General features: G+C 50.5%; 14 protein-coding genes. 11 read left to right on the forward strand and 3 right to left on the reverse strand.

Translation table 11 applies throughout. The features are described from left to right. The first annotated feature begins 6 nt into the window (after positions 1–6). Positions 7–462, forward strand: a complete 456-nt coding sequence (locus tag KDX31_06325) for a hypothetical protein (protein ID UTW04617.1) — start codon at positions 7–9, stop codon at positions 460–462. Positions 463–929: 467 nt separating this feature from the next. Here the strand turns inward: KDX31_06325 and KDX31_06330 are convergent, their stop codons facing one another. Continuing rightward, positions 930–1,973, reverse strand: a complete 1,044-nt coding sequence (locus KDX31_06330; GenBank protein ID UTW04618.1) for an IS110 family transposase — start codon at positions 1,971–1,973, stop codon at positions 930–932. 165 nt (positions 1,974–2,138) lie between these two features. Here KDX31_06330 and KDX31_06335 point away from each other — a divergent pair, with 165 nt between their 5' ends. Then, a complete protein-coding gene (locus tag KDX31_06335) occupies positions 2,139–2,615 on the forward strand; it encodes a hypothetical protein (GenBank protein ID UTW04619.1) in 477 nt (158 codons plus the stop codon). A gap of 29 nt (positions 2,616–2,644) precedes the next feature. Here KDX31_06335 and KDX31_06340 read toward each other — a convergent pair whose 3' ends face one another. Beyond that, a complete protein-coding gene (locus KDX31_06340) occupies positions 2,645–2,821 on the reverse strand; it encodes a hypothetical protein (GenBank protein UTW04620.1) in 177 nt (58 codons plus the stop codon). A gap of 393 nt (positions 2,822–3,214) precedes the next feature. On the opposite strand from KDX31_06340, the gene KDX31_06345 reads away from it, so the two are divergent. Both KDX31_06345 and KDX31_06350 read left to right on the forward strand, forming a co-directional pair. Beyond that, a complete protein-coding gene (locus KDX31_06345; protein ID UTW04621.1) occupies positions 3,215–3,868 on the forward strand; it encodes a methyltransferase domain-containing protein in 654 nt (217 codons plus the stop codon). Positions 3,869–4,825: 957 nt separating this feature from the next. Further along, positions 4,826–5,176, forward strand: a complete 351-nt coding sequence (locus KDX31_06350) for an antibiotic biosynthesis monooxygenase (GenBank protein ID UTW04622.1) — start codon at positions 4,826–4,828, stop codon at positions 5,174–5,176. Between the two features lie 161 nt (positions 5,177–5,337). On the opposite strand, the gene KDX31_06355 is transcribed toward KDX31_06350, so the two are convergent. Then, a complete protein-coding gene (locus KDX31_06355) occupies positions 5,338–5,934 on the reverse strand; it encodes a helix-turn-helix domain-containing protein (protein ID UTW04623.1) in 597 nt (198 codons plus the stop codon). A 274-nt stretch (positions 5,935–6,208) separates the two neighbouring features. Between KDX31_06355 and glnT the strand changes: the two genes are divergently transcribed. The 7 genes from glnT (at position 6,209) to KDX31_06390 (ending at position 13,698) form a co-directional block, all read left to right on the forward strand. Further along, positions 6,209–7,540 carry a type III glutamate--ammonia ligase gene (gene glnT / locus KDX31_06360; protein UTW04624.1) on the forward strand — a complete coding sequence of 444 codons (1,332 nt, stop codon included), beginning with the start codon at positions 6,209–6,211 and terminating at the stop codon, positions 7,538–7,540. Positions 7,541–7,580: 40 nt separating this feature from the next. After that, complete coding sequence (locus tag KDX31_06365; GenBank protein ID UTW04625.1) at positions 7,581–8,498, forward strand: glutamine amidotransferase family protein; 918 nt, start codon at positions 7,581–7,583, stop codon at positions 8,496–8,498. Continuing rightward, a complete protein-coding gene (locus tag KDX31_06370) occupies positions 8,498–9,181 on the forward strand; it encodes a protein glxC (protein ID UTW04626.1) in 684 nt (227 codons plus the stop codon). Before KDX31_06365 ends, KDX31_06370 begins: the two co-directional genes overlap by 1 nt. 22 nt (positions 9,182–9,203) lie before the next feature. After that, positions 9,204–10,532: an FMN-binding glutamate synthase family protein gene (locus tag KDX31_06375; protein UTW04627.1), complete on the forward strand. Its 1,329-nt coding sequence runs from the start codon at positions 9,204–9,206 to the stop codon at positions 10,530–10,532. Positions 10,533–10,663: 131 nt separating this feature from the next. Then, a complete protein-coding gene (gene purU / locus KDX31_06380; protein ID UTW04628.1) occupies positions 10,664–11,533 on the forward strand; it encodes a formyltetrahydrofolate deformylase in 870 nt (289 codons plus the stop codon). Positions 11,534–11,542: 9 nt separating this feature from the next. Next, positions 11,543–12,406, forward strand: a complete 864-nt coding sequence (gene folD / locus KDX31_06385) for a bifunctional methylenetetrahydrofolate dehydrogenase/methenyltetrahydrofolate cyclohydrolase FolD (GenBank protein ID UTW04629.1) — start codon at positions 11,543–11,545, stop codon at positions 12,404–12,406. A 47-nt stretch (positions 12,407–12,453) separates the two neighbouring features. Further along, positions 12,454–13,698 (forward strand): FAD-dependent oxidoreductase, encoded by a 1,245-nt coding sequence (locus KDX31_06390; protein ID UTW04630.1) that lies wholly within the window; start codon positions 12,454–12,456, stop codon positions 13,696–13,698. The last annotated feature ends 2 nt before the right edge of the window (positions 13,699–13,700 follow it).

Genomic DNA, 13,700 nt, shown 5'->3' on the forward strand with positions numbered 1-13,700 from the left:
GAAGTAATGAAGAAGTTTTTTAAATATTTAGGATTTGGCTTTTTAAGCGTTGTTGTCTTTTTTATAGCCATTATCGTTATTACAAGTATTGGCGGCATCGACAAAGAAGAGACTTTTCCACCATATATTACTGAGGCTGTTCCAAAGCTGACCACTTGGGATATCGAACAATACAAACTATTGATGTCCGAGCAGGGTATTGAGGCGGCCACTCCGGAACAGTGGGCGCTTTACCTTGAGATGTTTAAAAAGCTTGGTCAGCTTCAATCAGTTGGTGTGCCAGAACTACAAAATTCGCGTGTAGCATCAACGGTTGCCACGGGTAACACCACCTATGCTGTTTATTTGGTGCCACTAACCTTTGATACAGGGGAAGCTCATGTACAGCTAGGGCTTCAGCATAATGATGGAAAAGTGGAAATTAATAGTGTTCGTTTCCTTTCAGATTTGCTGCTCAAGTGAAGCATGTAACACATATGAGCCTTCCCGAAGTCAATAAACAATAACGCTCTTATCTGGCCGCGAAGCGGCCAGTGCTTTTCAATAAATCAGTCAGCCAGTTGTCTTCGTCTGTCATCGTGGTTGCCAAAACGAATTTGCAACAAACACATATTGAGACTCTCTTACCCCGTGCTCAACGGGTGCCAGCCTATTTATCGTCCCTGAAGCAGGCGGGGGTACTAGACATTCATCGGTTAACCTGAGAAAGGCGCTATTCAAAACTGTGGAATAGATTTCCAGTTAGTATCAGGCTCAGTTCAGGTGCAAACCGCTTTACTGATTATTCATGCACGCCAGTGAAGCGTCTAATCAAGGCCAGGGGCTAATGTGCCCGGACCAGAAGATCGATACTTCTGTTTAGTGATTACCCGATCTTCGACGGTCTCTGATATTTCCAGTTAGGTCTTCAGCTCACTCCACTGCGTGACTCACCCGGTTAAAAATTTTTGTTCATCAAATACCTGCTGGTTTTTAAGCATAAAATAAACACAACGCCCCAGTTTATGGGCCAGGGCGGTGAGCGCCTTCGCTTTACCCATACGTTTATGTAAGCGGGCCAGATATGACTGTGCTTTCTCATTTCCTCTTAGATAACCCACGGCGACTTCGCCAAAAGCCCATCTCAGGTGTGCGTTACCGATCTTATTACCCTGAGTACCGTAAATCTTCCCGGCGGACTCAGCCCGGCATTTGATCAATCGGCTGTAAGAGGCAAACTTCTGAACACTGTCAAAGCGGGTAATATCTCCAATCTCATACAGGATCGTGAGTGCCAGTATGCGTCCCATGCCGGGTAAGCTGGTTAAAATATGATAATCCCGGCCATTGTGATGTTTGGCGTGTTTTTCGATATAGCACTCGATAGAGCTGAGCTGCCGATGGTAAAAATCGATAATGTTAAGATCCAGATCGATACTTTTCTGCACGGACTCATCAGAGAACGTATGCCTCATCTGCTCTCGAGCACTGGGATAGCGTAGATTCAGGTTGTTCGGTGGCAGGTTGTACTGGCTGGTCGTGTTTTTAACATGGGCTTTCAGATCGGCACCGTGTTGTACAACCCGAGTTCGTCGGCGGAGCAGGTCGCGGGTTGCCCTCATCTCAGCAGGATAGACATAGGCTAAGGGGAAGTTTCCTCCCCGGATAAGATGTGCAATTTTGTAGGAATCGATCCGATCGTTCTTGGCTTTACCCCCATGGATCGCTTTCATATACAGGGCGTGACCCAGGATAAAATCGATGTTATGTTCATGGCAGAAATCTGAAATCCAGTACCAGCAATGCATGCATTCGACACCGACAACCACATTACCGAGGTAGGGTGTCAGCAGGTCTAACAGGGGTTCTGGTCTGGCTTTGATCTCTTTATGAAGCGCAGTTTGCCCATCATCATCTAAAATACAGACGTACAGGGAACGTGCATGCAGGTCGATACCGCAGTAAAAAGGATGATTATCAGTGTAAAATCTCATGGGTCTTCTCCTTTTGGTTTGGTCGCCTTCCAGCTTAGTGTGAAAACGGTAAGCTGGGGGGAGAAGGCTCTATGAGTATCAAGTCAATCAACTACGCGCCTTCGGCGCCGGACGCGCTAACGCGCGCCGGTTATTGAGGGGTTAGTGCAAAAGGGAGGTTAAGCAGTGCCTATTGAGACAGAGCATAGAGGGATTGACGGATACATATATCTGACCGCATGCAAATACTATCGGGCTGCTGGTTACATACCCAGTGAAGATCGGGGTGCGCCATATTACGTTAACCTTGCGTTCGCTATAGAGCTGTTCATTAAATGTTTAGACGTTACAACTAAGACAGTATTTGAAAGCGAAGCTCCATTTCAGATGATTTCCCACGAACAGAAGATACACGCTAGAGTTCGAGGCCATTCCTTAAAGGGTATGTTTGAAAGTCTTCCTGAAGAGACCAGAAATTCGATTGCTCAAGCATATGTAACTACTGCGGGTAGCAATATCCTTGATGACCTTGAGCAAATTAAAGATGTCTTTGTAGATTGGAGATATCATTTTGAACAGGTAGAAATATCTATCCCAATTGATGTTCTCGAAAAAATATCTGGATTTTTAAAAGATTACATTGATCATGCATGTAGGCACTAACAAGTGACTGTGGTGTTCTGTCAATAATATCAGGCTGATTTTTCATTCCAGCGCTCCTCATTTTTCAGCATAGTATTAAGGATGACGATCAGTTTTCTCATGCCGGCGATCAGGGCCACTTTAGGGAGCTTTCCTACGGCCTTCAGGTGCTCGTAGTGGCGTTTAAAAACAGGATTGCACTGTAAAGAGAGCATTGCCATAAACATACACAGTGTATATGCGATGGCAGCCACCCCGGATACGACGTTTCTCGATAACTGGGGCCGTGTAAAAACTTAAATAATTCTACGCTGATCCCACTTATTACAGAAAACCTGATAAGGCTTTAGGCCTGGCTTTAATCTCTTTATGAAGCACAGTTTGTCCATCATCATCTAAAATACAGACATACAGGGCACGTGCATGCAGGTCGAAACTGCAGAAAAAGGGATGTTTGTTGGTGTGAAATCTCAAGGACCTTATTCTGTTGGTTTATTTGCCTTCCGCTTAGTGTGAAAACAGTAGCCCGGGGGGAGAAGGCTCTGTGAGTATCAATCGTATGCAGCCAGCCCCCACAGAGCTGGGCCGCTGATGCGAGGCGTAAGGCGGAGGGAGTAAACGTGGATAAGAGCCAACTTCGTACAGTAACAGCGCAACTCGCCAATCCAAGTGGAGAGCTGGGTGCTGAAATATCGATTAAAATGAATGATACCAACGCGTTCATTACCGCCCGTACAATCGAAGCGCTTGCTCCATCCTCCGGTGATTGCATCGTCGAGATCGGTCCGGGTAACGGAGCTTTATCATGCGGGCTCGTGCAGACTATAGGTGCTGAAGGACGCTATCTTGGTATAGAAATTTCTGAGGAGATGGCTCAAGTTTGCGAAAAAATGCTTCGCGACATCAGCGAAGCCCGAATCGATGTGCATGCGGGTGATTGCGACACCGCATCAGTGGCGAATGCAAGCATAACCGGACTGATGGCAGTCAATGTGCTGTATTTCGTCGAAGATCTGGATGGGCTGCTGGCTCGCATCCGGCCGTGGTTTAAACCTCATGGGCGATGTGTTTTTGGTATTCGTCCCGCCCGGACTCTGGAAAGTTTACGCTTTCACGATTTTGGCTATCACATACGCTCCCCCGGGGAGATCATAGACGCGATGCAGGCACAGGGCTTTGGTGAGATTTCAATGACACACTATGATGAAGGGGAGGGGCGTTTGGGTGACATAGCCTTTCCCAATGGATCAATTATTATCAAGGCTTCAGTATGAGCCTACATATATGAGCCGTCACGGAGTCAATCGACAATAACGCTCTTATATGGCTGTGAAATGGCCATTGCATTTCTTTCAATCAATCAGCCTGTTGTCTTCTTCTTCTTCTTCTTCTTCTTCTTCCATGGTTACTGTCAAAACGAGTTTGCAACACACAGATATTGAGACGCGCTTACCCCTGGGTATTTTCGGTCAGTGTAAAAACTTAAATAATGCTACGCTGAGCCCGTATTACATAAAACCTGATAAGGCTTCAGGCCTGGCTTTAATCTCTTTATGAAGCACAATTTGTCCACCATCTGAGAGACGACGTACAGGGCGCGTGTATGCAAGTCGATACCGCAGTACAAAGGGTCATTATCAGTGTAATATCTCATGGGTCTTCTCCTTTGGGTTTGGTCGCCTGCCAGCTTTGTGTGAAAACAGTAAACCGGGGGGGCACGACCTATGAGTATCAAAGCGTTGCGCCGGACAAATCGGTGAACAGGGCGTTATAACATCTCAAACAATTATTTGAAGGTTATACATGAAATCAAAATTCTTTAGCTTATTTATATGCACAGCATCTTTGTTCATATTAACTGCGTGTGCTGAATTAAAAGATAGTGGCAGAACTATCGGTCATGCAGCAAAGGATGTAACGACATCAATAGGGCACGCTAGTCGGGATACGGCTAAATCTATAGGAGAGAATACCAAGAGCGTCGTGAACGATGTAACAAATAGTGTGGGTGAATAAATTCCCTTATAAAAGTAAAAGTAAAAGTAAAAGGGGTAAAGCCCTTTTACGTGCAACTGCTTCCTCGGTGCTCTTTGTGTACTCTGTGGTAAAAACCCCCTTTTGAATCAATGGCGTCAGAGACACTGATGCTTAGCGGCATTCGCTCGTAAGTTCCTGTTACGCCTGTTTTCATCTACTATTCAGTCAAATTATCGACAACCAAAGGAAAACCTATGACCAGCCGTGTGTATGTTTTAGCCCAATTCAAGCCTAAGCAGGGCAAGGAAGCAGAACTGTTTGAGGTGCTAAAGGCGCTTGAGCCTGATTCCTACCGGGAAGAGGGTTGTATTCAATATATGCTCACACGACAGATTGATCACCCGAGTGCGTCGCGAAATGAATACCCGATCGTATTTAACGAAATCTGGGAAGATGCCGACGCCTGGTCAGCTCATGGTCGCAGGAAGCAGATTCAGCATTTCTTTGAAACCCAGGTTAAGGCTGAAACCGGATTGGTTGCAGATGCTTTAGTCACCGCGTATAGCGATGAAGGTTATGATTTCGACGCGCCTGTATTTGAGTGATCTGGGCTTTGAGTGAATAAGGTTTTGGGCAAATAGAAGTCTCAATACCTGAGAAGAATGATACTCAGTTGAATCCCTCTGTGGTTAACCGTGCCGGAAGACGATTGATAACCCAGAGGGAGCAGGGCGCCTGCTATAACAAACGCGCTATAGCCAATCCCTCAGCTCTTATCATCATAATGAATAATCGATAGCAGCTGGATCGGCACCTCAAGCAGTTCTTCCGGGCCGTGAGGAATTTCTGCATCAAAGGTAAGACTGTCGCCGGCTTCCATGTTGTAGAGATGGTTACCGTGCCGATAGAGGATTTTACCCTTGAGTATATGGATAAACTCTTCGCCGGGATGGGAGAAGGTGGGAAATACCTCTGCCAGGTCATCCATGGTTATCAGAAAGGGTTCGAAGGTTTTCTTACCACCGCGCTGGTAGGTGAGCAGCTGATAGGTATGGCCTTTATCGGTCCCCCGTCTGACCACTTCCAGACCGGTACCCGCTTTGGTGAACTGGGCGCCACCCTCAGGACGGTCAAAGTCATTAAACAGTTTAGATATCGGCATTCCCAGTGCCGAGCAGAGCCGGCTCAGGGTTTCCAGGCTGGTGGATACCTGTGCGTTTTCAATCTTACTGACCATCCCCTGACTGATGCCCGAGATCCGCGCGACATCGGTTATTTTCAACCCCTCTTCTAGCCGGGCTTTTTTCACCTTCATGCCGATGTAGTGATCGAGTTCAAACTTCTGACCTTTCTTTTCTGTCATCTTGATGCCCTTTTCTGGGGCGCTGTGAACCAGCTTTGTGCGCCTGTCCATGCGGCCTGTGACTATTCTTGATAGCCAATATATTCCCACAAAGAAATTTTTTTTACCAGGTCCATATAAATCAATAAGTTATCCTATCAGGAAAATAATATTCCTAAAGATCGGTTTTTTGGCATACGTATTGCTTTCTTCTTAAGCATAAAAAATTACTGACAAGAAACTCATGTGTCTGTACTCTACCGGGGCAGACTTCAGAAGAAGACGGAGGGCTACCATGCCGCAGGATTTAGAGAAATTTATTACCGATAACGACATTAAGTATGTACTGGCTCAGTTTGTTGATATCCATGGTGTAGCAAAAACTAAATCAGTGCCGGCTAACTGCCTGATGGACGTTGTTGAAACCGGAGCGGGTTTTGCGGGTTTTGCTGTATGGGGAATGGGGATGGAGCCGCATGGGCCTGACTTCATGGCCCGGGGCGATCTGAGCACTCTGTCTCTTGTACCCTGGCAACCAGGGTATGCCCGGATTGTCTGTGACGGATACGTAAATGGTGCACCGCATCCCTACGACAGCCGGGTGGTGCTGAAGCGTCAGCTGAAACTTCTGGATGAGAAGGGCTGGACGCTGAATACCGGACTCGAACCCGAGTTTTACCTGTTCGAGCGTGACAGTAACGGTGGTCTGGTGACGGTGGATGACACGGATACCCTGACTAAGCCTTGCTATGACTACAAAGGTTTATCCCGTTCAAGAGGTTTTCTGGAAACCCTGGTCGAGTCTCTGCAGGCGGTGGATTTCGATGTCTATCAGATCGACCATGAGGATGCCAACGGTCAGTTTGAGATCAATTACACCTACGGTAACGCACTGGAGTCTGCGGATCGTTTCACCTTTGTACGTATGGCAGCCGGTGAGATCGCCAATGATATGGGAATGGTCTGCTCTTTCATGCCTAAGCCTGCTTCTGATCGCACCGGTAATGGCATGCATTTCCACCTGTCGATCACCAATGACGAAGGCAAAAACCTGTTCAATGATGACAGCGATGTGAATGGCATGGGCTTGTCGAAGATGGCCTATCACTTTACGGCGGGCATACTGCATCACGCTAAGGCGCTGTGTGCGTTTGCTGCACCGACGGTTAACTCTTATAAGCGTCTGGTTGTCGGTGGCTCTGCTTCCGGTGCGACCTGGGCGCCTGCCTATATCGCTTACGGCGATAACAACCGTTCAGCGATGGTGCGCGTGCCTTACGGACGTCTTGAATTCCGCCTGCCGGACTCAGGTTGTAACCCTTATCTGGTGCACGCCGCCATTATCGCTGCAGGTCTTGACGGCATTGAACGGGAGCTGGATCCGGGCGCGCCTGTCAACCTCAATCTGTATGCCATGACTGAAGAGCAGCGCAAGGCAAAAGGGATCGAGATTCTGCCTCAGAATCTGAATGAAGCCATCACTGCTCTCGAAGCGGATACCGTTCTGACCGAGCGAATGGGTAAAGAGATTGTTGCCGAATTTATCAAGATTAAACGCGATGAATGGATTGATTACAGCCGGCATGTGTCCGACTGGGAAGTTAACCGTTACGCAGAATTCTTCTAAGCCTGGAAGGCTTACATTGTCGATTTAAGAGGACATAACTATGTGTGGAATTGTTGGCCTTTATCTGAAGAACAAGGCTCTGGAAAGTCAGCTGGGTGCGCTGTTTGAACCGATGCTGATTGCGATGACTGATCGCGGCCCTGACAGTGCCGGGTTTGCTATCTACGGTGACGAAGTTGCAGATGACAGCATCAAGCTGACCCTGCGTCATGCTGATGAGAATTATGACTGGGCAGCGCTGGCCGAAAAGGCGCAGACAGAACTGAACACCGGTGTTGAATGGTTTAAAAACAGCAAGGTTGCAGTATTTAAAATTCAGACCAGTGCCGCAATTGCCGAGGCGTTTGTTGCTGAGGCTGCACCGGATGTGTTGATCCTCAGTGCCGGTCAGTCAATCGAGATTCTCAAAGAGGTGGGGCTGCCGGAAAATATTGCTGAAACCTTCAGCCTGAAAGGGATGAAAGGCAGCCATATTATCGGGCATACCCGGATGGCGACTGAATCTGCCGTCACGATGGAAGGCAGCCACCCATTCTCTACCGGAATGGATCTCTGTCTGGTGCATAACGGTTCCCTGTCCAACCATAACCGCCTGCGTGAAGAGCTTAAGCGTGAAGGGATTGTATTTGAAACCGAAAATGATTCTGAAGTTGCGGCCGGTTATCTGACCTGGCGTCTACAGCAGGGCGACAGCCTCAATGAGGCGCTGACCAACTCGCTGAAAGATCTGGACGGTTTCTTCACCTTTACGGTTGGCACCCGCGATGGCTTTGCCGTGATGCGTGACCCGATCGCCTGTAAACCTGCCGTGATGGCTGAAACCGATGACTACGTTGCGATGGCTTCTGAGTATCAGGCGCTGACAACGCTGCCGGGTATCGAAAACGCCAGAATCTGGGAACCCGAACCCGCCACTATCTATGTCTGGGAACGCAACAGCCAGGAAGGAGCGAAATAATGAAAACAATTAATTTAACAGAACAGACCGTCCGCGACCTGAACCAGGCTTTGCATGCTCAGGCTGTCGAATGTACCGAGCGTGAATGGGAAGTACTCGAGCCAAAAGGACAACACAACATAGCCTGTGGCCTGGATCAGAATCTCTCGGTCGATATTAAAGGTCCGACCGGTTACTACTGTGCCGGTATGAATAAGAAAGCCCATGTCACGATTCACGGTAATGCCGGTCAGGGTGTGGCTGAAAATATGATGTCAGGGACTGTCCGGGTTAAGGGCGACGCCTCGCAGGCTGCCGGTGCCACGGCTCATGGTGGTCTGCTGGTTATCGAAGGTAATGCGGCTGCCCGCTGCGGAATCTCTATGAAGGGCGTGGATATTGTTGTTAAAGGCAATGTCGGCCATATGAGCTGCTTTATGGGGCAGGCCGGGGCTCTGGTCGTGTGTGGTGATGCCGGTGATGCGCTGGGCGATTCCATATACGAAACGCACATCTATGTGAAGGGCGAGGTGAAGTCTCTGGGAGCCGACTGTATTGAAAAGGAAGTGCGGGAAGAGCACATCGAAGAGCTGACCGAACTGCTGAACCGTGCCGGAGTGGATGAAGACCCAGCAGCGTTCAAGCGTTACGGCTCTGCCCGTCAGTTGTACAACTTTAAAGTGGACAACACTTCCGCTTACTAAGGCTGATTTCGAGGACAAAATGATGAGTGAAGATATTAAAGTAAAAGATGGTCTGCGTGAGTCAGCGACATTCGACCGCACCACTATGACCGAGATCCGCCGTGCCGCCGAGACCGGTATTTATGATATTCGCGGTTTCGGTGCTAAGCGTAAGTTGCCCCATTTCGATGATCTGCTGTTTCTGGGGGCGAGTATGTCCCGCTACCCGTTAGAAGGCTACCGCGAGAAATGTAATACCTCAGTGACCCTGGGCACACGCTTTGCCAAGAAACCGATCGTGCTGGATATTCCGGTGACGATTGCGGGTATGAGTTTCGGTGCATTGTCGGCAAATGCCAAGGAAGCGCTGGGACGCGGTGCATCCCTGATGGGGACATCCACCACCACCGGTGATGGCGGTATGACCCCTGAAGAGCGTGGTCAGTCGACCAAGTTGGTATATCAGTATCTGCCATCCCGTTACGGTATGAACCCGGATGATCTGCGTAAAGCCGATGCGATTGAAGTGGTTCTGGGACAAGGCGCTAAGCCTGGCGGTGGCGGTATGCTGCTGGGCCAGAAGATCACTGACCGGGTTGCGAAGATGCGAACCCTGCCGATGGGGGTGGATCAGCGTTCTGCCTGCCGTCACCCGGACTGGACCGGCCCTGATGATCTGGCGATTAAGATTCAGGAGCTGCGTGAGATTACCGACTGGCAGGTGCCTATCTATATCAAAGTGGGTGCCACCCGGACCTACTATGATGTCAAACTGGCGGTCAAAGCCGGTGCGGATGTGATCGTGGTTGATGGTATGCAGGGCGGTACTGCGGCAACTCAGGATGTCTTTATCGAGCACGTCGGTATCCCGACGCTGGCAGCGATCCCTCAGGCCGTGCGTGCCCTGCAGGAAATGGGTATGCACCGCAAGGTTCAGTTGATCGTGTCCGGCGGTATCCGTAACGGTGCTGATGTTGCCAAGTGTATGGCCCTGGGGGCCGATGCGGTGGCGATCGGTACAGCGGCGCTGGTTGCGCTGGGCTGCAACCACCCGATGTATGACGAAGAGTTCAAGAAGATCGGTTCCGCCGCAGGCTTCTACGATGACTATCACGAAGGCAAAGACCCGGCGGGTATCTCTACTCAGGATCCGGAGCTGATGAAGCGACTGGACCCGGTCGATGGTGGACGCCGTCTGGCGAACTACCTCAATGTACTGACCCTCGAAGCTCAGACTCTGGCCCGTGCCTGTGGTAAGAATGATCTGCGCAATCTGGAGCCTGAAGACCTGGTAGCCCTGACTGTAGAGTCGGCGGCAATGGCTAATGTGCCGCTGGCGGGTACCAGCTGGATTCCAGGCAAGGGCTTCTGAAAAGAGCGTTGTAACAGTATTTAAGAAATCCAGATCAAGCAGGACCGCCATGGGATGCCCCGGTATCCCGTGCAAGGCTCCTCTTGTCTGAACAAATGTATAACAAACCGGAGACTATGGAGTCTGCCATCATGAATAAGTACGAAGCAGATAACGAGATTGTATTAAAAGCCAGCTGTGTAGCGGGTAGTGGAATTGTGGCCAAAGTAACGACTTTTCTCGCTGACCGTGGCTGCTATATCAGTGAACTGGCGCAGTTTGATGATGAAGACAGCGGCAACTTTTTTATGCGTGCCCGCTTTCATGTTGAGAACGGCGGATACCAGATCAGCGATCTGCAGAATGAATTTCCTGAAGTGGCTACCAGCTTTGACATGAAGTGGGAGATGGTTTCTGTCAAAGCACCGATGAAAACCCTGATTATGGTCAGTAAGTTCGACCACTGTCTCGATGATCTTCTGTATCGCCTGCATAAAGGCGAGATCAATATGGAGGTTACGGCGATTGTCTCTAACCACAAAGATCTGCGGCCAATGGCTGAGCGGGAAGGGATTCGTTTTGTTCACCTGCCAGTGACGAAAGAGAACAAGCTGGAGCAGGAAGCCGCGCTGATGGAGATTGTCGAAGAGACCGGCTCTGAACTGATTGTGCTGGCGCGTTACATGCAGATCCTCAGTAATGATCTGTGTAAGCAACTGAGTGGCCGGGCGATCAATATCCATCACTCATTCCTGCCCGGCTTTAAAGGTGCCAAGCCTTACCACCAGGCTCACGCCCGCGGCGTTAAGCTCATCGGTGCAACGGCTCACTATGTGACGTCTGATCTGGATGAAGGTCCGATTATCGAACAATCGGTTCAGCCGGTAGATCACACCTTCAACGCGGATGCGCTGGTGGCTGTTGGACGGGATACCGAAACCGTGGCACTGGCCCGGGCGGTGAAACTTCATACTGAGCACCGGGTCTTCCAGGATGATAATAAGACCGTTGTTTTTAAATAGGTACTGACTATGACCCGTTTAATCGATGGAAAAAAGATCTCAGCCTCAGAGGTGGAACAGCTGGCGGTCGATACCCGCCAGTTTATCGCCGAATCCAGTGTAACACCGGGTCTGGCGGTCGTACTGGTGGGTGATGATCCTGCCAGTCAGGTGTATGTGCGCAATAAAGTGAAACAGGCCACCGCGGCCGGGTTTAACTCTACAGAGCATCGTTTACCTGAAGAGACCGGTCAGGCGCAACTGAATGCACTGGTAGAGCAACTGAACAGTGATCCCTCGGTACACGGGATCCTGGTTCAGCTGCCGCTGCCGGCACAACTCAGTGAACCGGAGATAATCCGCCTGATTGCACCGGAAAAAGATGTCGATGGTTTTCATCCGCAAAACGTGGGTGCTCTGGCGGCAGGCAATGCCGAGCTGATTCCCTGCACACCGATGGGCTGCATGATCATGCTCAGGCAAACGCTGGGGGATCTGTCCGGTAAACATGCGGTGGTGGTTGGCCGCTCCAACATTGTCGGTAAGCCGATGGCGGCGCTGTTATTACAGGCGAACTGCACGGTCACGATTGTCCACTCTCGCAGCCAGGATATCGAAGCGATCTGTCGTCAGGCCGACATTCTTGTTGCTGCAGTGGGGCGTCCGGAGATGATCCGCGGCAGCTGGGTGAAACCGGGCGCAACCGTGATTGATGTGGGTATCAATGCGGTTGAGTCGGGGGGCAGACGGCGCCTGGTTGGCGATGTGGCGTTTAATGAAGTGTCTGAAGTTGCCGGTGCGATCACCCCAGTGCCCGGCGGTGTCGGACCGATGACCATCGCCTGCCTGATGAAAAACACCCTGACAGCGGCGCGACAACAGATCTCTGTGTAATCCCGTTGGTAGATTCAGAAGATGCGACATAAATGGAGGAGAGGTCGATGCCTTTCTCATTACTGAAATACGGTCTGAATAAAGACTACCCGTTTGAACAGAATGCGGATCTGCCAGCGCCCTCTGCTCTGAAGTCTCACTACGATGTGGTGATCATCGGAGGTGGCGGGCATGGTGTGGCGACAGCCTATTATCTGGCGAAATACCACGGTATTACCAATGTTGCGGTGCTGGAGAAAGGTTATCTGGGCGGCGGTAACACGGCCCGTAACACGGCGGTTATCCGTTCCAACTATCTGACCTCAGAAGGCGTTAAGTTCTACAGCGAATCGGTGAAGCTGTTTCAGGAACTGTCCAATGAGTTTGATTTCAACATTATGTATTCCCGTCGGGGACAGCTGACGCTGGCGCACTCCGATGCGGCGGTGCGCGGCTTCCGGCAGCGCACCGAGGTGAATAAGCATTTTGGTGGCAAGACCGAACTGATTGACCCGCAGCAGATCCGTGAGCTGGTGCCGACTTTGAATATGAATCCTGCGGATCAGCCGGTGCTGGCGGGTCTGTGGCACATGGATGGGGCAACCGCCCGGCATGATGCGGTGGCCTGGGGCTATGCCAAAGGCGCGACTCAGCGAGGTGTGGAACTGCATCAGCTGACTGAGGTGACCGGCATTAACACCGAAAACAGCAAAGTCAGCAGTGTTGAAACCAATCGCGGCAAGGTTAACTGTGGCTGTGTGGTGCAGGCGGTGGCCGGTATGAGTTCTGTGGTCGCGGCAATGGCCGGTATCCGCATGCCGATTACCACGTATCCGCTGCAGGCGATGGTGACTCAGCCGGTAAAACCCTTTCTCGATCCTCTGGTCAGCTCTCCGGCGCTGCACTGCTATGTTCAGCAGACCGGTCGTGGCGAACTGGTGTTCGGCGGTGGCTCTGATCCCTATCCGTTATATGGCACCCGTTCCACCATGGACCTGAAGGAAAGCCTGCTGGCACATGCGGTTGAACTGTTTCCGTTTATGGCCAATATGCGGCTGATGCGACAGTGGGCGGGGCTCACTGATATGACCTCGGACTACAGCCCGATCATGGGACTCAGTCCGGTGGAAAACTACTACCTGGATGCAGGGTGGGGAACCTGGGGCTTTAAGTCGACACCGATCTGCGGCAAAACTATGGCTGAACTGGTCGCAACCGGCAAGGTGCCGGAACTGATCGAGCCGTTCGCAATGTCCCGCTTCGATACCTTCCGTCAGGTTAATGAGATGGGCGCTACGGCGGCCAGTCACTGAGG

Source organism: Amphritea atlantica (assembly GCA_024397875.1).
Classification (GTDB): domain Bacteria; phylum Pseudomonadota; class Gammaproteobacteria; order Pseudomonadales; family Balneatricaceae; genus Amphritea; species Amphritea atlantica_B.